Origin of the sequence: Vibrio sp. 779(2023), assembly GCF_033344285.1 — a bacterium.
GTDB lineage: Bacteria > Pseudomonadota > Gammaproteobacteria > Enterobacterales > Vibrionaceae > Vibrio > Vibrio alginolyticus.
Map to the genome: position 1 here is coordinate 1 of NZ_JAWPOM010000008.1, position 21,471 is coordinate 21,471.

Here is a 21,471-nt window from a genome sequence, read left to right on the forward strand (position 1 = left end):
CACTTATTACCTGCCATACGTTGCCCTCATAAATTATCATTATGTATTATCTGACAATTCCTTTTGGGATAGGTTCTTAGATAATAATAAGTATTGCCTAGACAAAGAAGCATTAAAAGATGGTTTTCATTGGTTGGTTCCAGACAGGGAAATAGATCCGATTAACTGGTTTAACTCAACAACATGGCAGTATGTGAACGCTGAACTTTTAAAAATAGGAGACTAAAACAGGAGTAAGACTGAAACTAGAGATGACCTTGAATTAGATAAACTATCAAACACCTCTAACCCATTCGCTTTTGAATTAACTGAAAAATCTAAGGAAAACATGCGTTCTTTGGTGAAGCATGTAGATGGTTGAACTTGGAACGAGCGTGTTGATTCCATCAACAAAAAAGATGGTAATTAATATGATGTATCGTGGCTAGACATCAACAATGATCTTTATGGTGCGGGAAAGTGGTTTTATGAGCAAGCTAAAGAAGAAGCAACGCCTTCTCATAGGCGAGATTTACATGCGCTTGTCAACTATGAATACACAGGCGATTTTTTGTCGCTGAAGTAATGGGAAAATCGAAAATATGAAAATACAGTTAGTAGCTACGATCTTAGCTGCTCTTTCCTTGCAAGCTCAAGCAACGACTCAAGAAGAAATGGTAATCGAATTAGGTCATTCTATTGCGCTAAGTTTACTTGATGCAAAGTTGGAATTGGCTTGTGACTCCAACATTAACAACCTAGGTGAAATTACTCTCAAAGTTAATCAGGAGTGCGTTTCAACAATCAACAAACTTCGGTCAACGTTAGAGACAGAGCCGACAGCAGTAGACTTGGTTAAACAGGTTGATTCTTTTATGGATTCAAATTCTATCCCACTCACTAAGTAACTTGAGAGTATTGGAAAAATCGAACTTGTGCAAAAGGCATTTAACAGGTTGATTTGAGTGCCTTTGATAGAAGTAGTAATAACAACTTGGAGTGCAAACTTTGTCAAAGAATGAAATGCAATATGCAGTATGGCAGATGCCCCATACCGAAAAAGATTTAGCTGTTTTGGTAGATGCTGCTGAGTTACCTATTCTAGATCGTGGAGAGGAGGGTGTGCTAAACCCTGACACACCATTAAATGATGATCATTTAAAACTAAAGTTGGTTTACGGTGTGCTCATGTCCAATAACCTTCGAGGTTTACAAAACTATGAAGGGATGAATCACTTAGTTGATGTCCATCAGGATAAATGGTTAGTTCATCTAAAGCCAAACGATGATGAGGATAAACCATTAGAAGCAATCTATCTTGGATTTGAAGATATGATGGTTTTGCATTGCAGGGGATTAAGACAAGGTGATTTTGCTTTCGCTGCTCTTATGGGTCTACCTGATAGCTTGGAACTTCATTCAGATAAGCTGTGGGGTGTAACATCGTTCCTTCGTTTACATGATTTAGACATGGCTACAAACCTAATTAATCGAGAAATCATCATTTCGCTAGTCGAAGAAGAAGTTGTCGAGGCAGAACTAACTAAAGAAAATTGGAAATCATTTGTTAACGAGGGACTGGCAAAGTCTTTAGCTAAAAAAGTAGGTTAATTAGGATAGGGAACATATTAGCTCATAAAAACCTTAGATTTACCTTTTAGAACCGTAAAAATGCTTCAAAAATAAGAACGCAGACCTTAAAGAAAAAGTTAAGACAACGACCAAGGACTAACAAGAAATGAAAATAGTATTAGCTAAAGAAATTAGTGATAGCCTGAGTGAATATACAAATGCCGATAGCTCCATCTGCGTACAACAAGTTACCTTATGGTTTGATGTGATTGCTACAGAGTTGGAGCTAACTGAGGTATCTAAAGAGAAACTAAACTATATCACTACTCCTTCAATTATAATCAAGTTGAGCCAATCTAATCAGCGCATACATGACCTATTATTGGGGGTTGCTGGGTATCCAAATTTAGATAAAGAAGAAGCAGAATTTCAAGTTAAGTGTAGGCTATCAGTCCTGAAATCCGCATGGATGCACAGAGCATACGGTTTGACGTTGCAAGATGCTTTCACTGATGGAGAACTATTCTTTAACGCTCTCATCAAGATGTAGGTAACACCTTATGTTAGACAATATATTAGCTAGATATTGGCAACCTAAAGGAACCTCTTTACATAAGCACCATTTACAAGCAATTGTCATCGGTTTTGTATTAAGTCTAGTGTTACTTTTCGTTGGCGTTATTAATCGTGAAATGGCTTTTTCAGTGATGATCTTGATTGTCGTACTCCAGTTCTTAGGGATGTGGTTGGCTAGAAAGAGATTTGGTAATAGAAATCCCAATAAAGTTGGATATAAAGAGTAGTTCCTGCTGGATAGAGATAGTTACGAGCCATTGCAGATCTGGTCATATAACCAAGCCGATAAAGCCAAAAAAGAAGTCCCCAAATTGGTTAGGAAGCTACTTGCTCGCACTCAGATACATCGTGCTTGGTTACAAAGCGCAACTGGCTCATTTCAGTTGCCAGTTTTAGAGCGAATTTAACGTTGGAAGATAGTATTGGAATTAGTAACTTAGATTAGAAACCAACTCACCTATGACCCTGATAGTGGCATCATCCAGTGGAAAAAGTTGGGCAGAGGCCGCCGAGCTAATCTAGTTGCGGGATGCGTCAAGCGGAAGAAAGGCAACGTGTGGCGCAGAATTGTCATTGACGGTAAAGAGTACACATCTGGTCAAATCGCTTGGTCAATAATGACTGGTCATTTTCCTGATTTCATCATCGATCATAAAGATGGTGATTCTCTAAATGATAAATGGAGCAATTTACGTAGGGGGACAACTGCGTTGCTCAGAGAAATTTAGCTAGAAGTCGCCGCAACAAAACTGGTGTGACTGGAGTGAAACAGATCAATGGCTACTTTGTCGCCTACATCGGAGTGGGTAATAAGCAAAAGTACCTTAGTAGCACAAGTGACTTTTTTGAGGCTGTTTGCTTAAGAAAGCGAGCAGAGAAACAGTACAAATACAGCCCTAGACATGGGCTGTAATCAACATTGGAAAAAACATGCCAGAACCAAAACCTAACCACCGGAAGTTCGCGGACTTTATTACTAACGTTTCAGCCCTTGCTAGTGCCTATTTCTTAGTCCGATTTGTCCTAGATTTTTCTCTAGAAACTCTAATCGAGAATGAAAATTTAATGTGGTTCTTCATTTTCGCTTTTATTACTGTAGTGTATGGTTTTATCTACGGAAAAAACGGCAAAAAATGACATTGTAAACAACTAGATTGTGTAAAAGGTATTGAATTACACCTACATGCTTATGACAACTGTCAAAATAGGCGATTCAAATGGATTAATGCCATCAGAACAACTTGATAACAAAGAGGGAGCCATGTTCAACATAAGAACTAGACACTCGTATGGCCACTAGAAGAACTGGGGGTGGTGCTTAAAGGTCAGTAAACCCGACTAAAACTGGTGATGCTGTTGGAGAGCTAAGTGATCTCTTAGATGTTGCCCTATACAACCGCCCATGTACAAGCAGAAGCGTAAGATAGATAAGCTAGTTAAGACGCTGCTGAAACCTAAAAAGAAACATTAACTGGATAAGGAAAACTGTATGACAAGTGTATATAAACTGATATGCGAGCGAGCCTATTTTGTTGGGTATGAGCAGCTTTTCTTGCCAAGAAGTTTTAGGCGGCTGGTTGCTAGAAGTGAGTTGCACAGAGCTTGGTTAGCAGGTAATCAAGGTAATATCGGTGCGACCGATGGCGTTTTGTATCGGAAATGGTTTACTAACCGCAAGCATCATACAAATGCCACTATTAAACAGCTATGGCGTAGCATAAATCGATAACCCGAAACATCAGTATTTATAAGCAACAGAAAAAGAAAGAAGCCACATCTTTACTCATAATCGCTCGCCATCCTCTACTGTTCACCTGCCCACGTTATAAAGATATCAATCGGAAAAGTACTCAGTTCGATCTTGGTATAAGCGCTTACTTAACGCCTCTCCAAATTATTCCTTGTTAATCATCCCAATTATTATGATAATTGGGGTATTGTAAAATATCCACAAATGACATATATAGGTGAGTAATGTTCATAGGTGTTAGTAGAAGCCATCAATGGCGTTTATCAGAACCACCAGAACCATCTGATGATAAAGACTTTCAACTAAAAAGGGTGGAGTTTTTATCAGATGTTGACTATCGATGTACTGATTGCCATTTTCGTTCAGAAAAGTATCAACATGTTCATCACAAGGATGGGAATCACAAACATAACGAAATCATTAACTTTGAGTGTAAATGCCCTCTATGTCATATGTGTGAACATCTGGGTTTTGTTGCAGATAATAAACTTGCCACTTTAGTTTTTTGTCCCTCTTTGACCCAGGAGGAGCTCAATGCTTACGTTCGAATATCTTGGGTTGCAAATTACTTAGCAAAAATCCAAGGTCCAGAAAAATGCGGTACTACGCTTCTGCGTATTGCACGCGATACAGGGCTCTGGATCGAGCTCCTTTCTGCTACGGCGCAGCAAGTAAGTCAAGTGTACAAAATAACCAACATTAGGGCACTAGCTGAAGACTTTCGTGCTATGGATGACAAAGAGTATTCCGAACGTCAGTTAAAGTACCCTCATTTAAGGTTGCTGTTTACTCCAGATCCCTTTTCTCGAGAGATAGAGGAGTGGAGTAGGAACCAAGACTTCTTTTCAGATTTCTATGACCCAAACAATTGGCCAGAAATAGTGAACAACCATATCTCTAGTTTAGAAGGATAGGATATTAATGAACACATATGGCGTAGCGATATTCAACGATGAAAAAAAACCTAGGAGTGGATTCTCTTGTGTCGATGGCAAGGTGAAGGAGTTTAGTTCCTATTCTGATTTGGAGATGTCTACAATTTGGGTAACTAACATTCAACACTCTATATTTCAAAAAGAAGCCCTCTACAAAGTACCTAACCTACGTTCGTCGCAATATTTAAGGTTGTCTTTACAACAGATAATGAGGGAGTTGAATGTTAAAAAAGATATTGAAGGTATTCAACATTTAGCAAAGCTAGTTCAGTCAATTGCTGCAGATCTACAGGGTAAATTCGAACTTAATCCGGACTACCTTCGATATCGCCTTGGTGGTGAAATCCCACAATACCTGGAATCACAAGGGTTCCTACCTTCTGAACTACTAAATATAAGTGAACTCGCAGACGCTTCAGCTAAAGCGGCATTAAATGATGCGTATCAGTCATTCCAAGGTACTGTAAAGTCTGCAAACGGAAAGATCTATCATTATACCTTACCAAGGGTTGCGCATTTCGAATACTTAATGAATCAAAACTTTCCTTTGGATAACAATTGGGAAGAATTTACGTTTAGTAGCGATGGGCCAATTGTTGCTGGATATAAAAACAAAGTACTACTCCCTGATACAGAAAAAGTCATAATAGGTTTAAAGAACCTCCATAAAAATACTGCTGCAATTCTAAATATCAAAGTAAAGTCTATCGACCCAAAGCGAGCTCAAAGTTTTACCTTTGGAATCGAAGGTGTGAAATCTACAACGAGAATATGGGCTGCTCTTCCAGAGGTTATTGATATTTTACGTTACTGTGAGGTTGAAATTTTGGGAGGCCTGAAAACTAATGCTGGTAAGTTGGATGTAAGGCCTGAAATAGACCTATCAAAAAATAGATATAGTTACTCTAAAGGTGTGGTCAGTGAAAATATTTGGTGTGCCTTAGCCGATAAAGTCCACTTAGGAAGTCAAAAACAAGCTACTGGCCTGGGAGTGTACCTCAGAGCATATGACAGGATTATTTGCTCCAAACTTGCGGAAGCGTTTATGAAAGCAGGTTTCGTCGGCGGTGGGTTTGGTGTCGGTGCGGCAAGGGTTTGGTTAAGTAGCCAAGATGTAAAAAAAGCCAATATTATTGCAGAAAAATTTGGCGCAATGCCAGATATCGGAGTGTAGAAAATGGAAATTGAACCGCTAGAAATTTTCTCAGATGGTCAAATGCCCGAGACATACAAAAAGCTTCAAGATTTGAATGTGTTCGGAAAGCTTAACTCACAGTTTCATAACTCGTTTGGGGTACAGGATGTCATTAAACTAGATCAAATTGAACAGCTAGATGATGCGGATAAGAAAGCTCAAATGAGTGAATTAATCACAGCCCTATCTACAAGAAGAGTGGATACTCAACCAGTTATTGCGAAGAAAGTAAAGAGGTTAACTATCTAATGGGAGCTCTTTCATTTTTAGCGAATCTAATCTCCTATAAACCCTATGAGATTTGTCAATTAGAAACAACATCAAGCATTGACCCTCACTCACTGCTAACTCACGATGGTTCAATGGTTACCCTACTAAAGTTGAACGGGGCTTACAGGTTCTACTCAAATAAGCAGGAGCTTGCCATACTTGACTTTATGGCAAGTAGAGCTCGACAAAATTTTACAGACAGTGGAAACAGAATAGATTTTGTTATCGATATTGATTCAAGTCGTTCTGAGAGCTTTGTGAACAAGTGTCTTAATACAGTGGACTCTGTATCAAAAACGATGGGCTACCAAAATGAGAAGTTAAACAAGACTGAAAAGAGCCTCATTTCTCAGCTAATTAAGCCAGAGATGACCTATATTGTATTGACTACGACACCCCAAACTCTTGATAGACCAAACATCAAAGAGGGTAATGAAAATAGAAAAAAATTGGCAGATGAATATGGTCACAGTTTAAGCAGTAGCTCTAAGACCCAGAATCACTGGGTAGAAACGATGCAGATTTACGACCAGCATCGTTCTTTTGTTACAGAAATGACTAATATTTTTTCTGAGTACGTTCTATTCGAAAAACTAGAGTCTCATCGTGCATTAAAGGAAATCAGAGATCTTCTATACCGAGACTTTGAAAACCAGGACCGTTGGAAACCATCCACACGACAAGAATCATCTCCTAAAATAATGAGCAATCATACCTACAAGGTTGATACTGATGAGATTGGGCATAGCTCCATACATTCGCAGATAGTAGAACAGCCTTTTGAGGATGCTAAAAGACCTGACTTTAAGTTTTTCAATGGTCACTGCTATACCACGCTTGAGCGTTACTTAGTCGGGGATGAGCCTATGTTAATGAGGAGTTTTATAAACCGAGTTAACAGAGATGTTCCTATGCGTATATCGTACACTCTGGTTTCTGGCTCCCAAAGTATACAAACCTCTAAAATGACTAAATCGAGTCTCACCACATTCGTTGCTAAAACTAACCCAATATCAAGTGAAATTCTGAAAGCCTGTAATAAGACAACAAAGTTCATTCAAGAAGGAGGGTGTGCAGTAGAGTGTTATATGTCGGTGACTGTTTGGGGTGATAACGAAACGGAAACTAATACACGTTTCAAAGCCGTACAAAGTGCACTTAGAGGTTGGGGAGGGGAAAGGCAACGTATGTGCTCATTTCCTATAGAGGGCCTTTTATCCTCTTTACCTGGCTATAGCTCAAGGCCTGTTGGGAGAGCGAGTAATGACAGTATTGAAACAGCCTTCTCGTCCGCTCCAATCATACGTCCTGCCTCGCCGTGGGACTCCGGCGTATTACTCTATATCACACCTGATGGCAAGCCATGGCCTATTGACTTTGATTCAACACAGTCACATCACTTGAATTTAGTTAGTGGATCTATGGGTTCTGGTAAGTCAGTTCAAGCTGGTGTATTAACCAGGGCAATGCATTTCTTAGCTGGAACGACATCGTTGCCTCTTATTGCGGGGGTCGACTATGGTGAGTCAATATTATTCACTGCCGAAACTGTTAGGGCAAACCTGAAGAAAGAGGATAGAGCTAAAGTAGGGGCAATCAGTCTTGCCAATGAAAAGACAAGCGCTTACAACATGCTTGAGCCACAATATGGTTACAATAAATTGGCTAAGCCGGAGAACAACACTGCGACTGCTTTTGTTACTAAGATAGTCAATGGTGGCTCGAAACAGCCAATCCACGTACAACTTGATAACTGTGTTTCAGCAATAATTGACAGTATGGTAGCAAAGGCTATTTCACAGCCTAGGAAAATTGACCCTTCGCAACCCGGCGTCGATAAAATACAGAAAGAGCTTGCTCACCATCTTGTACAAAAACATTTAAAGAGCGAGTCGTCGTACAGCTACCTAAACGCCCGTAATGCCCTATACAAAGCATCGAATGAAGAAGGTATATCTAACGCTCAACGACAATATTTCCTAAGATTGTCAAAAATAGCTCATAGGTATATTTGGCCGCTGATCTCTGACTTACCCAAAGAGGTAAAGTCGGCTGAACAGCAAAGCGCTATGGGTTCTTTCAAAGTTGGAGGAGAAAAACTACTGGACCTAATTGGTGCTTCAGTGCAGCTGATGACAGATCGATATAGCGCAATTTTAGGCTCATATCCGATGGTAGATTACTCTGACCTTTCAATGCTGTTTGTAAACGCTAAACCAGTTGTAGATTCCGCCCCAGCAGCGATGAAAAATGCATGGTTTATTCTTGCAAAAGGTCTAGCTCAAAGGCATTTCTGGGTACATGAAGATGATGTAAAAAATGATGCAGATCCTGTGTTTTATAAGCGTGCACTTCGAATTGCTCGAGCGAAAAAGCCTTTACCCAAGTATTACTTCCAAGACGAATACGAACAGGCTCAATGTCCTGAGTTAGATGAAAACTTTGATAAAGAAGTAAAAACAGCGCGTAAGTATCGTGAGATCATCACTTTATTGACACAGATGTACGAAGCTTTCCCTCCATCTATTCGCGACTTGGCTACTAATACCTTCATTTGCAACATCCCAGGTGTAGGTACAGAACGGGTGATTAAGGAACAGTTTAAGCTAACAGATGATGAGTTTGAATCTATAGAATCGTATGTCGGTAAAGCTGGAATTTTAAATGGCATGGGGCGCGGAATCTTGTACATAGGTAAGCTGAAGAAAATACAAGCGCCAATTATTCAACCTATCGTATCGGTGTTACCTCCTGGCTTAGTATGGTCATTAGCAAGTGATGCCGAAGATGTTCATGTCAGAAGAAAAGTAAAAGAGGCATTAGGTGACTCAGTACCTTATGATGAATTGAATATTGCATTAGGACAGGTTTTGTCGTTCCCAGATATGAAAGCACTCATCAAGAAGAAGGGTGAAGTCGATGATATGACTGACAAAGATGTTTACATTGATTGTATCAATAGGGTTAAAGAACATATTTTATTAAACGGAGTTGGTACGTGATAAAGAGATTTTTGGCATTTGTAACCGACTATTGTTTGATTAGCTTATTATTCGGTATTTTAGAGTTTTACGTCTTTGAACTAAATGCGTTGACTATCCAAAGCATAGGTTATTTCTATGTGTTCTTTTTCTTTACGATGATGGGCCAATACATACTTTTGAAGAGGACGTTAGGGGAAAAAATATTCAAACTTCAGGTGCAAGGAAAAGAAGGTGAGAACGTTGAGGTTTCTACTTATGTGTATCGTTTGTTCGGTACTCTAATTTGCTTAACGGTGCCGATTTTGTTCTTGATAGTTGTTTTCCCTAAACGTCGATCTCTGTCTGACCGGATGAGCTCGAGTAACGTCAAAACTCGTATAGTTTAAAGAATCTTTTCTGTGGCAATATCTATTGGCTCATCAGGGGATATTGTCATTGAGTGGTTAACACGCCATAGAGAAATGGGTGAGCGACTAAATCTATCTAAGTTATAAATCGAATCGTCAATTTGAACCATACTCCGGTAAATCACTTTTCCATGATTATTCTTCAGTTGCAAGATAAAGCTCGGCGTGGAGTAGTCCGAAGTGTTTCTTTGCATCTGAGTGGTTAGTATTTTCTGAATACTGTAACGTTTTGAGCCATTATCGATTTTAGATATTAGTGCGGTAAAAACCTTGCGTTCAAATGATGAAGTAATAGGTACCTGATTTGTCAATGAAACGATTGGTTGGATGTAAACGGTGTGTAGCTTAATTCTTTCTGAGTGCATTTGGCATAAGGTTGCTAAGACGAAATAAGGTCCTTCCACTTCTTTAAGTGCCGATTTGGCTAAAGGGCTCACCAAACGGGTAAACGACAGACACGTGTCATCAATTACTAAAGAATGTTCTTTTAACTCAATAGTATTGGTGATGAACATGCAAAATGCTTGTGGGCGTCCAGGGCCTTTCCACCCAGCCCCGGTTTTACGATAGAGTTTTGAAAAAGCGTATCTCAAACCTGTTGGTCCGATAAATATGTATTTATCAAGAGTACTACTTCCAAAGAGGATTTTATTGGCAGACCTCTTAAGTTTGAATAAGTGCTGTTCAGCCGACATAGATTTTCCGGAGAAATGCCAATTTGATAGTGTGTCGGTTAATAAATGATAATACAGCCTTTCTAACTTACTCTCTCCATGCCGTACACTGGGCGTTCGTGTTGAAGTTGACTTTGGATTAGTTGAATCAGTTCCAGTAGAAGGGAGCGCTCTGTGATAAATAAAGGTATTAAAATCTGATTCTTCGGACTCAGGCGAAATATCTCTATTTACCGCTTCTCTGCAACCTTTTATGTCTGAGTACAAGGGACAATTTTGCAGATGTTGGCCATGCTCATAATGATTCACCATGAATATGTAATCCCCCCTTTTACGTAGATACATTGTGGCTGGTGGTGATACACAGTGGCAATTGAGTACTGAATCAGAAAGACGGAGAATTTTTAATTTGGATTGGGCTTCTGGGCTTTTAATACGATTTTTAAGCAGCAAGGAAGGTTGTTCAAAAGTGTGATGTTCAGAGTCCAAATTTTTATCAGAACTAGATACAGTTATGTGCATGCGAACACCTATTAATAGAATGCAAAAATATACCACATTAGCTATGAGGCAATACCGCCTGTAAATCATTAAACGATGACAAATTAACTACAAAAGGCAAATATATAGTATGAGATATCTTCTAGTTACAGTTCATAATTATCCCAGGTTTTACAAAAGTGACGGTGAGATAGTTCACATTGATCTAAATTATGTGGATTCCAAAACTATTTCTTCATTAGATGAAAATGGAGATTTATTTCACGTTAAAGTATCTGGAAGTCCTCCGTGTGTTCGTGATATTTGGTTAATTGATTCGGTAGATGTGGCACTAGATACATTGGCTAGTTATGGGATCTATCCATTCAAGAATAAGGCCGCAGCAAGAGCGAATGCCAAAAGGCTTGGGCTTAGTGCATTCAAGTATATTGCTGTACCATAATAATCAATGGAAGTTTATGAAAACAATTTCTAAAGCTGTTCTTACAAGCATCTTATTGGTTTCTTTTGATGCTTATTCAACAGAGATATGGCGGGGTTTAATAGTCAAACCTGAGAATAGATGTTCTCCATACGATAAATCTCAACAATACAACTATTCTCAACGAGTAGAAGATCACATAGTAAGTAGTATGGGGGGATTGATATATGGCCCTTACACTGGCAGTTACTTTGAATCTGACCGATACACAGACATTGAGCATATAGTGTCAACAAGTGAAGCACATGATAGCGGAATGTGCTCACAATCCAGTGAAATGCGCATTCAATTTGCCAGTGATCTCCTGAATCTTACATTAGCTTCACCTACTGTAAACCGTTGTGGTGACAACGGTAAGTGTGGAAAGGACGCTGGAGAGTGGTTACCCCAAAAAAACAGATGCTGGTTTGCTAATAGAGTGGTCGAGGTAAAGTTGAAATACGCTCTAAGTGTAGACCGCAGAGAAGTGGAAACGTTAGATTCGGTACTAAGAAACTGCACAAGCACTGATATGATCGTATATGAACCTGCTGAGGAAAGTATAAAAACCACGAGAAACGTTTCAAAGTCCGCACCGTTACTTATGTATGACGAAGATAATAACGGTAGGATTACATGCAAGGAAGCTATCAGCAATGGTATTGCACCAGTAAGAAGATCACATCCTGCATACTCTTATATGAACGATAGAGATGGTGATGGGGTTGTATGTGAATAAATCGACTCTATCAATACGATAGGTGGACTTCCAAAAAGCGGGACTTCAGGTAGTAGAGATGACATTTTGCTTGATATGCTCATTAGCCCACCAGCGAATCGGTGGCTAAAACCTTTAAAAACTAACGAGGAACTGAGTATGGCAATCAAAACAAATATACTGGAGCTAAATGGACTAAATCCGGCTTATTTCACCAATACGGAATTACTCCCTCTCGACGATTATCTGACGGGTAGAGGAATTTATCTATTTCCACATATTGAGAAGAGATTTGGCAGTATTCCTTTAGAGCGCGTTGTTGGTCATAGCCAAGGCTATGATGCGATGAAGTGGGGGGACTGTTTAGGTGGGCGTCACTTAAAACGTATTGAGCGAGCCCTAATGGAACTCAAAGAAAATCCAAATTACTATTTAGATCATCATGTAAAACCAGGTATTTCTTTTACAAAAGTTGAGGATGCTTACTTCATTGAAGAGGGAAAACATAGGACCATAACTGCGCGGTTCCTCTATCACCACAACCAGGAAGTTTTTAGAAATACCTCCCCTCTTTCTAACGTAAACATTCACGAAAGGTTCATTGATCATGAGTATATGGGCTATGTATATGAGATCAACATGCTACAGAAAATATACCCGGAATTAGAGTTTGAAATGACTTATACCGACTCAAATAATGAGAGGTGCTTGGCAGTACACCCGACTAATTTTAATATGCCAAGTAGTTTCTTTACTCGGGGAGAAGTCGAAGAGTGCATAAAGCATTTAAAGAGTCCGAATCTATTAAACAAACTACGTTCACACAGACTGTACCAGCATATTGGAACTTCACATTGCTTAAAGCATATGTTCGGGAACATAAAGTAATTTGGTTGAGTTTTGCGTGACGTTGTCACTTGTGTCGTGGTCTAGTTGTATAGATGGTTTACTAAGCCTAGGCTAGGTTAAATGAAAACCATTTGTTAACTAGGTCATGACGTAAGATATTACAGTGTAATGGGAATTACTTCCTACCGAAGATGATGAATACTGTTCAAAAAAAACTTGTTTAACGAAGAAGGATAGCATGAACGATAATAAGCCGAGTAAAACTCAAACCTCATTTCTGAGACGTTTGTTAGTTGCATATCTAATTGATAGAGGTTTTAACACTGTCCCAGCAATAGTGGAAGCAACGAATATGCCTCGTAGAACCGCACAGGATACTATCAAAGCTATTCATGAATTGGAGATTAAAATTGAACACACTAAAGGTGGTGAGTTTAAGATAATAGATTGGGGTGCAGTAAATCGTGATTGGATAGAAATTAATCGACAGCACGTGTGTGATGTGCTAAATTATCCGAGTAAATTTGATGATTGAATTACCCCTTAAACGCGATACTTCAAAGAAGTCCCTTCACACTTTCTGATATTGAGTAATGCCATGATAGGTTTGAGGAATATACATGCCTTGTATTATTGATATTAACCACGATGTGAGTAAGAACAAAGAAAGCCAATGGGTCTCACTATGTGGTAAACACCTTTGGTTTAGTAATGACCCCCACAAAAGTATAGAAAATGCAAAACTAAGCGGAAAACCTATTTGCAAGACCTGTCGTAAGATTGCAGGAATTCCCATGTCTTCGAGAAGAAAACCCGAGGTCGAAGCTCCCTTTAAAATTTACACCGTTGGAGCTGGGGAAATCAAAGAGCGTATCGCAATCAAAGAAACCGATACCGGCTTTCGCACTCAAGGTGGTGATCTACAGTATAAAAACCAGAGACTTGATGCAGGACTTTGGAAAAATATTGGAGGAGATGCTTCAAAGTTAGTGACAACTAGGGAGCTTGAACAAGCGCGAAGCCTAGCTAAACATCAAATAACTATGCTTAAAGAGTATGTATCTAAACTACCGGAATTGATCACTAGTTTGGAGACCAAACTCAGTAAATACGAAGATTAAATATCAATTAATTATACGGATAATTAGCTTAGAACATGAAATCCAATTTCGAGACAAACACTGGTCTTAGGTTTATCTCAAAAGCTGAGACTGCATTTAAGATTCACATCCATACACCCGAAGATAAAATTCTTCATAGATCGGTTGGTTATATCCGTATTGGAGAGAAGAAAGGTTTAAAGAAAGCTATTAGGTTAAGGAACGAAATCGGCATAAAGTTGTGGGGGAAAAAGCTTTGGAAAAGAGTCTTGAATGAGCCTGAACTGTTTACCCGATTACCCCATAGTCTAGAGCCGAAACTAATAGAAAAGAACGCACCTATCAAATCAGACCCTCGAAGAAAAAAACTCCATTATTTGGCCAAGTGGTATGTATATGGTGATGACGGATCATTATCGACAAAGACTACAGTTGTGTCCGTGGAGAAGTATGGAAAGTTAGGGGCGTATAATAAAGCTAAACGTAAACTTACCGAAGTTTATAAAAATGAAATTGAAATATTATCTTACATGGATAGATTTAGTATTACTCTAGCTAAGTGAATGAGAAAATTATTAAAATGAATACGAAAAAATTTGTCGTTTCTACAGAGACAAGCATTGATACAGCCTATCGGCATTTCTGTAAAGCCAAAACAGATGATAGCTTAGACATCATGTTTGAAGGTGCTGAAAAGCAATTGGCAAATTTAGATTGTACTGGAGAGGAGCGCAATCGAGTCTTTCATAACATTTACATTGCATATGGACGTCGACAAGAAGACATCGATGGCGAAAGTACAAGTACAGAATATAAGGCACTGAGAACAGTTGATAAGAGCCTAGCTAATAACAAAAATCTAAGTACAGAAGAGCTACTGGGTGAGGCGCTAAGAGCAATGGAAAATAAGTAATGATCAAAATAGGATTCCCTGTACGCAGTTCATTACACAAATTGACGAAACTCTTTACTAAGCTGTTTAACCGATTGTTTGTATACCTTTCAGTTAGCAATTTACCACAAGTAATCTTCATGGGGGCGGCCATATTTGCTCTGTTTAGTGCGGTTTTAAGCTTAACCGAATCGATTAACTATGTTCTTGCTGGGATGGCTAACTATGGCTTCATCGAATTGCTGAGGATCTTAATCTACATTGCATTCGCTTTCTCTCTGATAATGAAAATGTGGAAAATTAGTATTACTAGCTTTATCTTGATCATTCTCTTCGGACTAGCTATATCAACTGGCTTATCCAACGGCTGGGGAAGTACATCAATACAGTTAGGCTATGCTCTATCTTCCGGGTTTAAAGGTCTGGCATTGATCCTACTTGGAGGAATTGCTGGTGGTGTTTCAAGATGTCTGTATTGGATCTACAATCGTTGGCCAAAATGATAGTAACCTTAGTGTTGATTTAGAGTAGCTATGAACATAACAAATTGTTCAAGAGTGATTCGGCACGTGTGGCATTTTGACTATGCGTTGGTTTAGGTGATGAAGGTGGTATGCGGCGGCATCAGTATTGCGTTGCTCAAACCTTAATAGGGCGTTTATGCTTAGGAGCAGAAGTTGAGATATTTGGAAGAGTTCGAATTGGCGATTGAGCGCTCAAGGTACCTTAAATTGTCTGATACACGCTTTAAGGCTTTAGATGCGAAATTTTGTAGTGATGAAAACCTTCAAAATTGCTTGGATTTTCTAAATTATCTATATAACCCACTAAAAGGCACCGATCTCGTAGGACAGTGTCTAAACATTCATTCTCAACTAATGAAAGCGGTAGAACATTTTTACGGAGCGCCACCAATATTCACTATTGGATCTATTACATTTGATGGAAATAAATATTTTGAGTTAACTGAGGATGATATCAAGTCATCAATTTTAGACTGTTCACCTACCAATATGGCCAATATTCACGCATGGTTGACGTTGCCTTCTATGGAGATACTAGATTTTACGTTTATTTCAGCTTACGAGAGTCAAGCTGGAGACAGTGGCTTTCCAAAAGTTGTCAGTCAGTTTGCTGAAAGTCTAAAACCGCACTTTCATTATCACCCAGTGTTGACAGGAGAAGAGAGTCTTTCAAAGTTAGGTTTATCGTCCAGTGGCTAGCACTTGTTCTGAGCTATTGCAATAGCTACCAGCTCGTCACCTCGCTTGCCAGCAGGGATAATAAGTATCAAATGCAACTGGCAGGTAGTTCGATTCCTGTCTAATAGTCACTTAAAGTCCTGGCAATCAGTTCCGACGTTTTATTTACCAGATTAGCTTTATTTTAACTCTACTGTGAGAGAGTAATAAAGTCTCATGCTAAAATAGCCGCGATCGCAATCGATACGCTGCCATTCCTAAATCGAAAATGCCCCGAAGTTTGCCAGACTCTGATTTGGGACACACTTCTTTTGTCATCATTTGACCTATTTTTCCTAATAACAGAATATTTAGTTTGATATAGACTGTTATAGCTTTGGCAGAAATGAGGAAGATATGAACACTAAGGAAATCGAAGAGCTTCAAAGGAATATGGATATTTTTTCAACGCCATTAGATGTTGAAAAGTACATAGATGAAGGGCTAATTAGCCGCTACAAGAATACCAAAACTCAGTTTGTAATCCATTGTTCTAAAGATGAGTTACCTGAAGAAGTCAGTGTACGGGCAAATAAAATAGAAGTCTTAACAAATAAAGATGGTTCCAACGCTCTAGTTTTGGGGCTTGACTTAAAAGTCAGAAAATAGTGCGTGTTGAAAACAGCTATTTTGTAGACAAAATGGGGTTTAAATGTGGTCTGATAAAGAGTCCTCACTAGACTTTTTAAATTTTAGTGAAACTGCCGAATCGATTAAGGATCTAATCACCGAAAAGGAATTGATGCCAATATCTGTTGGCGTTTTTGGGGATTGGGGGGCAGGAAAATCAACAATCTTAGAGCTAACCAAAAAATCAATATCTGAAGAGAAGCAAGACTACATTCAAGTCCATTTCGATGCATGGATGTATCAAGGCTATGACGATGCTAAAGCGGCTCTATTAGAGACAATTGCATCTACCTTGGTAAACCAAGCGAAAGACAACGCCAGCTTGAGCAAGAAGGCTAAAGAGTTTGCAGGACGTGTTGACATCATTAGATCTTTGGGATTATTGATGGATGGTGGTGCAGCTTTAGCTGGCGTTCCCACCATGGGTGGTTTTCAGAAGTTGATGGGGCTATTCAGTGGTGGAGAGGATCGCGAACTAGACTTTGGTGATGCCAAGGATGCAGTAGATGGTGCGAAGCAGATAGCTAAAGATAACAAAGAAATTTTAAAGCCTAAAAAGGCTTTTTCACCCCCAAAAGAAATTAAAGAGTTCCGCAATGCGTACTCAGACTTGTTGAGTGAATTTGATAAACCACTCATAGTCTATGTCGATAACTTGGACCGTTGCTCGCCATTTAATGCAATTTCGACGCTGGAAGCGATACGACTATTTTTGTTTTTACCAAATACAGCATTCGTGATTGCGGCAGACGAAGATATGATCCGCTTAGCTGTGCCGGAATATCACAAGGGAGCTTCGCAGCGCCACCAAACAGACTACCTAGATAAATTAATTCAAATCCCAGTACACGTTCCAAGACCTGGTACTCTAGAAATCAGAGCTTACCTGATGATGTTGACAGCTCAAGATCATGGCGTTACGAGTGACCAGCTTGAGGGGCTTAGGGAAAGCCTAGAGCAGTCTCTTCAGCTATCTTGGAAGCAGTCACCCATATCAGTCGATGAGCTTTTGGACGTTGATAAAGTTCAAGATGTTCAGGGTAAGGACGAACTCAGAAGTAAGTTCATCGTGGCCGAACAACTTGCTCCATTGCTCGCAGAGTCCTCCAATATAAATGGGAACCCTCGAATTGTTAAACGCCTCTTAAATCAGGTGAAAATGAGAAGAAAAACAGCACTCCGTCGTGGTATGCAGCTGGATGAGAAAACCATTACCAAATTGGTGATATTTGAGCGTTGTTTGGGGACTCAAGCAACAAACAAACTGTATCAGTTGATTGATACAGAGAGTGGTTCTCCAAAGATTCTGGCTCAATTGGAAGATCCAGAAGCTGAATTCGATGATATGGATTTACCAGAAGAGTGGAAGCTAGATTTAGCCTTTCTTGACAAGTGGTCGAAGCTACCACCGATGTTTGCAAATGTGAACCTGACCCCAGCGGCATACTTAAGTAGAGAGAGTATCCCCATGGGCCTAGTGAATGCAGTTATGTCCGGCGCTGCTCAAAAGCTTGTGAAGGATTTAATGAAACAAACGGAAAGACTAAGCCATACAAACCAAAATGCCATAGCAGCGACCCCAAGAGAAGACTATTTAGCTGTGATGGATGGACTAATTGAAAACTTCAGGACTGTAAGTGATTGGTCAAAAGCTCCCCCAGGCATATATGGCGCGAGACTACTAGCAGTTGAAGAGCCTAAATGTAAAAAGGCGCTACTAACTTACGTGAAGGGACTGCCAAAGCAAAGGTGGTTGAATGTAATTATCAAGGAATTAGAAAAGTAGGTATTAATGGGTACTTCAGCATCATCAACTGGCCCTAATAACCAGAGCCCACTCATTCCGTCATGGGCTGAACAAAGTCCGCCTGTAACAATTGAGCCAGCTCAAGATACTGGTGGCCCGGACGGGGAAAATCAAGGTGACAAGGAAATCGACAATGAAAAAGTTCAGCAGGAAATCGGCAAACCATCTGGTACTGCCAATCCTGCAAACCGTTTTGCAGGAGCTAGAAGAGAATTCGGGAATTATGCCAAGGCCGGAGGTTCAAGCTCTGATCTAAGGCGAGCACTAAAGAGTTATTCTAAAAAAGGCTCTGGTGGTGGAAAAACCACAAGCCGAAGGTTGGCTAGTGGGATAACGGCTGGTACTGGTTTACTTGGAGTAATGCGTGGAGACACTGTTACTGTCAACAACCAAAGCCTTTCCTTAAATGACTTGAAAGGCCTATCCACTGACCAAGCTATTGATAGAATTGCTTCACATTTGGCTCCTGATAATGCTGACTCAGACTCTGTGAGAATTGCCTTAGATTACGCGCTGGAAGAAGCGCTACCAGATACAGAAGATTTCGATCCAAATAGTTTTACTGAAGAAGTAATCCAACAAGCCATCGGCTGCTATTTAACTGACTTGATTTTCCAAGATGTGGTTGAAGGCATGGGCAGGGCTTGGTTCCACGTAGAACCTGCTAGCAAGCACCATAGCATGGAAGTTGAGCTAAGGGAGCTTATCAAGGTAATAGCTCAGGAGCAGCTAGACAAGGTCACTAATGGCAACCCTAGCAATATCACCAGAAATAACATTACCAAGATTCAAGCTGATACCATCGCAATGACCGTTGAAGAATGGGAGAGTTTCGATGACTAAGTTTTACTTCAATGATAATCCAAACCAACTACCTGAATATTCAGAGTCATGCCACCCTGTACAACTATTCCACACTCACGAATATGATCAAAAAAAACACAGCTTAGCTTCCAGAGGGCTACTGCAAACAGTAAGAGACTTGGGAGTTGCTGTTGAGCCTAAGGCAATCGATTTAATTACAATTGCTTCCGCTGTTACCGCAGCAGATACTTTTGAGTTAAGAGAGAAGGCTGAGAATGCTTGGTCAAGGCAAATGCACCTTCACATCCCTGTAAGTGAACCGAATATATGGAATGCAGAAAGCGCTGAGTTGAGTTCAATTTTGAACTTTCTTACTGGCGATCAATGGATGTTCACTTTTGAGCAGACATCAATGGAACTGCCTAAACCTAAGATAAGTAAGCAGGCTAAATATAAAGCCAAAACTCTTCTAGGAAAAAATGCTGTTTGCCTATTTTCTGGCGGTCTTGATAGTGCAGTGGGTGCTATTGATATCCTTAATGGAGAGTCAGAATATAAGCCTCTCTTAGTAAGTCACGCCTATCGTGGAGATGGTGCAAAACAGGAAGAAATTAAGACTTTGTTGTCTTCTCCATTTGCTGAGCTCTCCTATTCAATTTCTCCTCATATAATTAAAACATATGAAGGCAGAACGGACATAAGTATGCGTGGGAGAAGCTTTAACTTCTTGGCGATGGCCGTATTGGGCATTTCCGCACTGAGAAGTGCTAACTGTGATGCCAGTATTAAAACCATTATCGTTCCTGAGAATGGCTATATCTCAATCAATCCACCACTAACTAGAAGGCGAATAGGTAGTCACAGTACGAGAACCACACACCCCAACTTCTTGCAGAGGTTGGAAGAATTGCTGACACGCATAGGTTTTGACGTCAAATTCGTAAACCCTTATCAGTTTAAAACAAAGGGGGAGATGTTGGCTGAGTGCGTTGACCAAAACGCTATTAAAAAAGCCGTACCGCTAAGCGTTTCATGCAGCCACTGGCACAGAGAACACATACAATGTGGGCACTGCTTGCCCTGTCTAATTAGAAGAGCATCTGTTCATCATGCTGGCTTTGATGATGACGCACCATATAAAACAAAGCGATTGAAAACGCTAATTAAAGAGAAGGATACAAGAGACGACCTGCAAGCAGTTCAAACAGCCATTATCCGGTTGAAGCAAACCAATAATTACAAATCTTGGCTACGTAAATCTGGTCCAATCCCACTAGATAAGTCTATACGTAATGCCTTGGAATCAACGCTTAAGCGTGGTTTGATGGAAGTTGAAGTGTTTATACAGGCTAACAAAACATCATGATGGATATGCATTGCCATGTTGATCTATACCCCGAACATCAGAAGGTATTGGATGACATTGAACGCTCAAACTATTACGTATTATCTGTAACAACAGTGCCTTCAGCCTTCGAAGGCACTGTTAATCTCACAAAAGGGCTTAAGCATTGCAAAACCGCTTTGGGATTGCACCCTCAGCTAGCTCATTTAAGGAAAAATGAACTACCAATTTTCGATCGACTTATAGAGAAAACTAAATATATAGGTGAGATTGGACTAGATGGATCAAAAGGCTGGAGAGAGCATTTTGATGACCAATTATTGGTTTTTAATCACATTCTGAAAAAATGTGAGTCATTCAATGATAAAGTTCTAACAATACATAGCCTGAATGCAGTAGACGAAACCTTAATGTGTCTGAAAAAACACCCGAAAGCAGGCATCCCTGTTCTCCACTGGTTTTTGGGGACAAAAAAACAGTTATTAGAAGCTGTCGATATAGGTTGTTATTTTTCAGTTGGACCAGCAATGCTTTTCTCAGCACGTGGAAAGCGACTTATATCTTGGTTACCTAAAGATAAAATTCTTCTAGAAACAGATGGACCTTTTGCGAAAGTTTCGGGAAAAATACTGTTCCCCTCAGATGTTGATACCGTAATTCAGTATCTTTCTAAAGAATGGGAAGTGTCTCAATCAGATACAGTTAGACAGTTGAAGAATAATTTACGTCAATTAGTTGCTAAATGAATACATCTTTGTAGAGATGTTGTGCAATTGGGACCT

At 39.7% G+C, this 21,471-nt stretch carries 25 protein-coding genes; 24 read left to right on the top strand and 1 reads right to left on the bottom strand.

What is annotated here, in order from left to right:
• From R8O70_RS11715 to R8O70_RS26490, 11 genes are all read left to right on the top strand, one after another.
• Nucleotides 1-226 (top strand): hypothetical protein (locus R8O70_RS11715; protein WP_318184191.1); only part of this gene is annotated, 226 nt, incomplete at its 5' end.
• A 355-nt stretch (nt 227-581) separates the two neighbouring features.
• The gene (locus tag R8O70_RS11720) at nt 582-887 is read left to right on the top strand and encodes a hypothetical protein (RefSeq protein WP_169567642.1); all 306 of its coding nucleotides are present in this window, start codon (nt 582-584) and stop codon (nt 885-887) included.
• Nucleotides 888-987: 100 nt separating this feature from the next.
• On the top strand, nt 988-1,590 hold the full coding sequence (locus R8O70_RS11725; protein ID WP_140050539.1) for a hypothetical protein: 603 nt from the start codon (nt 988-990) through the stop codon (nt 1,588-1,590).
• 127 nt (nt 1,591-1,717) lie between these two features.
• Nucleotides 1,718-2,101 (top strand): hypothetical protein, encoded by a 384-nt coding sequence (locus R8O70_RS11730; RefSeq protein WP_025767063.1) that lies wholly within the window; start codon nt 1,718-1,720, stop codon nt 2,099-2,101.
• 10 nt (nt 2,102-2,111) lie between these two features.
• Nucleotides 2,112-2,354 carry a hypothetical protein gene (locus R8O70_RS11735; RefSeq protein ID WP_025767062.1) on the top strand — a complete coding sequence of 81 codons (243 nt, stop codon included), beginning with the start codon at nt 2,112-2,114 and terminating at the stop codon, nt 2,352-2,354.
• Between the two features lie 327 nt (nt 2,355-2,681).
• Nucleotides 2,682-2,855, top strand: a complete 174-nt coding sequence (locus tag R8O70_RS11740) for an HNH endonuclease (protein WP_140050538.1) — start codon at nt 2,682-2,684, stop codon at nt 2,853-2,855.
• Between the two features lie 1,246 nt (nt 2,856-4,101).
• A complete protein-coding gene (locus tag R8O70_RS11745; RefSeq protein WP_025634880.1) occupies nt 4,102-4,791 on the top strand; it encodes an HNH endonuclease in 690 nt (229 codons plus the stop codon).
• A 7-nt stretch (nt 4,792-4,798) separates the two neighbouring features.
• A complete protein-coding gene (locus tag R8O70_RS11750; protein ID WP_025634881.1) occupies nt 4,799-5,986 on the top strand; it encodes a hypothetical protein in 1,188 nt (395 codons plus the stop codon).
• Between the two features lie 3 nt (nt 5,987-5,989).
• Nucleotides 5,990-6,256 carry a hypothetical protein gene (locus R8O70_RS11755; RefSeq protein WP_025634882.1) on the top strand — a complete coding sequence of 89 codons (267 nt, stop codon included), beginning with the start codon at nt 5,990-5,992 and terminating at the stop codon, nt 6,254-6,256.
• A complete protein-coding gene (locus R8O70_RS11760) occupies nt 6,256-9,279 on the top strand; it encodes a hypothetical protein (protein WP_213899626.1) in 3,024 nt (1,007 codons plus the stop codon). The genes R8O70_RS11755 and R8O70_RS11760 overlap by 1 nt, the downstream gene beginning before the upstream one ends.
• Nucleotides 9,276-9,647, top strand: a complete 372-nt coding sequence (locus tag R8O70_RS26490) for an RDD family protein (RefSeq protein WP_025767057.1) — start codon at nt 9,276-9,278, stop codon at nt 9,645-9,647. The genes R8O70_RS11760 and R8O70_RS26490 overlap by 4 nt, the downstream gene beginning before the upstream one ends.
• Here R8O70_RS26490 and R8O70_RS11765 read toward each other — a convergent pair.
• Complete coding sequence (locus R8O70_RS11765) at nt 9,644-10,864, bottom strand: hypothetical protein (protein ID WP_206937398.1); 1,221 nt, start codon at nt 10,862-10,864, stop codon at nt 9,644-9,646. The two genes, R8O70_RS26490 and R8O70_RS11765, sit on opposite strands and share 4 nt — an antisense overlap.
• Nucleotides 10,865-11,301: 437 nt before the next feature.
• Here R8O70_RS11765 and R8O70_RS11770 point away from each other — a divergent pair, with 437 nt between their 5' ends.
• The 13 genes from R8O70_RS11770 (at nt 11,302) to qatD (ending at nt 21,435) form a co-directional block, all read left to right on the top strand.
• On the top strand, nt 11,302-12,042 hold the full coding sequence (locus R8O70_RS11770) for an excalibur calcium-binding domain-containing protein (RefSeq protein WP_025767055.1): 741 nt from the start codon (nt 11,302-11,304) through the stop codon (nt 12,040-12,042).
• Nucleotides 12,043-12,180: 138 nt separating this feature from the next.
• Entirely contained in the window at nt 12,181-12,909 is a 729-nt protein-coding gene (locus R8O70_RS11775) for a hypothetical protein (RefSeq protein ID WP_206937400.1), read from the top strand.
• A gap of 199 nt (nt 12,910-13,108) precedes the next feature.
• The gene (locus R8O70_RS11780; RefSeq protein WP_025634893.1) at nt 13,109-13,405 is read left to right on the top strand and encodes a helix-turn-helix domain-containing protein; all 297 of its coding nucleotides are present in this window, start codon (nt 13,109-13,111) and stop codon (nt 13,403-13,405) included.
• A gap of 85 nt (nt 13,406-13,490) precedes the next feature.
• Nucleotides 13,491-13,991, top strand: a complete 501-nt coding sequence (locus tag R8O70_RS11785; protein WP_025634894.1) for a hypothetical protein — start codon at nt 13,491-13,493, stop codon at nt 13,989-13,991.
• Between the two features lie 35 nt (nt 13,992-14,026).
• Nucleotides 14,027-14,533 carry a hypothetical protein gene (locus R8O70_RS11790; RefSeq protein ID WP_029811849.1) on the top strand — a complete coding sequence of 169 codons (507 nt, stop codon included), beginning with the start codon at nt 14,027-14,029 and terminating at the stop codon, nt 14,531-14,533.
• A gap of 17 nt (nt 14,534-14,550) precedes the next feature.
• Complete coding sequence (locus R8O70_RS11795) at nt 14,551-14,883, top strand: hypothetical protein (RefSeq protein ID WP_029811850.1); 333 nt, start codon at nt 14,551-14,553, stop codon at nt 14,881-14,883.
• Entirely contained in the window at nt 14,883-15,365 is a 483-nt protein-coding gene (locus R8O70_RS11800; RefSeq protein ID WP_206937402.1) for a hypothetical protein, read from the top strand. The genes R8O70_RS11795 and R8O70_RS11800 overlap by 1 nt, the downstream gene beginning before the upstream one ends.
• Before the next feature lie 174 nt (nt 15,366-15,539).
• A complete protein-coding gene (locus tag R8O70_RS11805; protein ID WP_213899625.1) occupies nt 15,540-16,085 on the top strand; it encodes a hypothetical protein in 546 nt (181 codons plus the stop codon).
• Between the two features lie 375 nt (nt 16,086-16,460).
• A complete protein-coding gene (locus tag R8O70_RS11810; RefSeq protein WP_206937404.1) occupies nt 16,461-16,712 on the top strand; it encodes a hypothetical protein in 252 nt (83 codons plus the stop codon).
• A 43-nt stretch (nt 16,713-16,755) separates the two neighbouring features.
• Nucleotides 16,756-18,519: a P-loop NTPase fold protein gene (locus R8O70_RS11815; protein WP_025634902.1), complete on the top strand. Its 1,764-nt coding sequence runs from the start codon at nt 16,756-16,758 to the stop codon at nt 18,517-18,519.
• Between the two features lie 6 nt (nt 18,520-18,525).
• A complete protein-coding gene (locus R8O70_RS11820; RefSeq protein ID WP_054574966.1) occupies nt 18,526-19,383 on the top strand; it encodes a hypothetical protein in 858 nt (285 codons plus the stop codon).
• Nucleotides 19,376-20,710, top strand: coding sequence for a Qat anti-phage system QueC-like protein QatC (gene qatC / locus R8O70_RS11825; RefSeq protein ID WP_025634087.1), 1,335 nt, complete (start codon nt 19,376-19,378; stop codon nt 20,708-20,710). The genes R8O70_RS11820 and qatC overlap by 8 nt, the downstream gene beginning before the upstream one ends.
• Nucleotides 20,707-21,435, top strand: coding sequence for a Qat anti-phage system TatD family nuclease QatD (qatD, locus tag R8O70_RS11830; RefSeq protein WP_025634089.1), 729 nt, complete (start codon nt 20,707-20,709; stop codon nt 21,433-21,435). The genes qatC and qatD overlap by 4 nt, the downstream gene beginning before the upstream one ends.
• Nucleotides 21,436-21,471: the final 36 nt, after the last annotated feature.

Excerpts from the sequence above, each read along its gene's own strand:
- R8O70_RS11720 (WP_169567642.1), top strand. The coding sequence starts at position 582 with ATGAAAATACAGTTAGTAGCTACGATCTTAGCTGCTCTTTCCTTGCAA.
- R8O70_RS11730 (WP_025767063.1), top strand. The coding sequence starts at position 1,718 with ATGAAAATAGTATTAGCTAAAGAAATTAGTGATAGCCTGAGTGAATAT.
- R8O70_RS11735 (WP_025767062.1), top strand. The coding sequence starts at position 2,112 with ATGTTAGACAATATATTAGCTAGATATTGGCAACCTAAAGGAACCTCT.
- R8O70_RS11745 (WP_025634880.1), top strand. The coding sequence starts at position 4,102 with ATGTTCATAGGTGTTAGTAGAAGCCATCAATGGCGTTTATCAGAACCA.
- R8O70_RS11750 (WP_025634881.1), top strand. The coding sequence starts at position 4,799 with ATGAACACATATGGCGTAGCGATATTCAACGATGAAAAAAAACCTAGG.
- R8O70_RS11755 (WP_025634882.1), top strand. The coding sequence starts at position 5,990 with ATGGAAATTGAACCGCTAGAAATTTTCTCAGATGGTCAAATGCCCGAG.
- R8O70_RS11760 (WP_213899626.1), top strand. The coding sequence starts at position 6,256 with ATGGGAGCTCTTTCATTTTTAGCGAATCTAATCTCCTATAAACCCTAT.
- R8O70_RS11765 (WP_206937398.1), bottom strand. The coding sequence starts at position 10,864 with ATGCACATAACTGTATCTAGTTCTGATAAAAATTTGGACTCTGAACAT.
- R8O70_RS11770 (WP_025767055.1), top strand. The coding sequence starts at position 11,302 with ATGAAAACAATTTCTAAAGCTGTTCTTACAAGCATCTTATTGGTTTCT.
- R8O70_RS11775 (WP_206937400.1), top strand. The coding sequence starts at position 12,181 with ATGGCAATCAAAACAAATATACTGGAGCTAAATGGACTAAATCCGGCT.
- R8O70_RS11780 (WP_025634893.1), top strand. The coding sequence starts at position 13,109 with ATGAACGATAATAAGCCGAGTAAAACTCAAACCTCATTTCTGAGACGT.
- R8O70_RS11785 (WP_025634894.1), top strand. The coding sequence starts at position 13,491 with ATGCCTTGTATTATTGATATTAACCACGATGTGAGTAAGAACAAAGAA.
- R8O70_RS11790 (WP_029811849.1), top strand. The coding sequence starts at position 14,027 with ATGAAATCCAATTTCGAGACAAACACTGGTCTTAGGTTTATCTCAAAA.
- R8O70_RS11795 (WP_029811850.1), top strand. The coding sequence starts at position 14,551 with ATGAATACGAAAAAATTTGTCGTTTCTACAGAGACAAGCATTGATACA.
- R8O70_RS11800 (WP_206937402.1), top strand. The coding sequence starts at position 14,883 with ATGATCAAAATAGGATTCCCTGTACGCAGTTCATTACACAAATTGACG.
- R8O70_RS11810 (WP_206937404.1), top strand. The coding sequence starts at position 16,461 with ATGAACACTAAGGAAATCGAAGAGCTTCAAAGGAATATGGATATTTTT.
- R8O70_RS11815 (WP_025634902.1), top strand. The coding sequence starts at position 16,756 with ATGTGGTCTGATAAAGAGTCCTCACTAGACTTTTTAAATTTTAGTGAA.
- R8O70_RS11820 (WP_054574966.1), top strand. The coding sequence starts at position 18,526 with ATGGGTACTTCAGCATCATCAACTGGCCCTAATAACCAGAGCCCACTC.
- qatC (WP_025634087.1), top strand. The coding sequence starts at position 19,376 with ATGACTAAGTTTTACTTCAATGATAATCCAAACCAACTACCTGAATAT.
- qatD (WP_025634089.1), top strand. The coding sequence starts at position 20,707 with ATGATGGATATGCATTGCCATGTTGATCTATACCCCGAACATCAGAAG.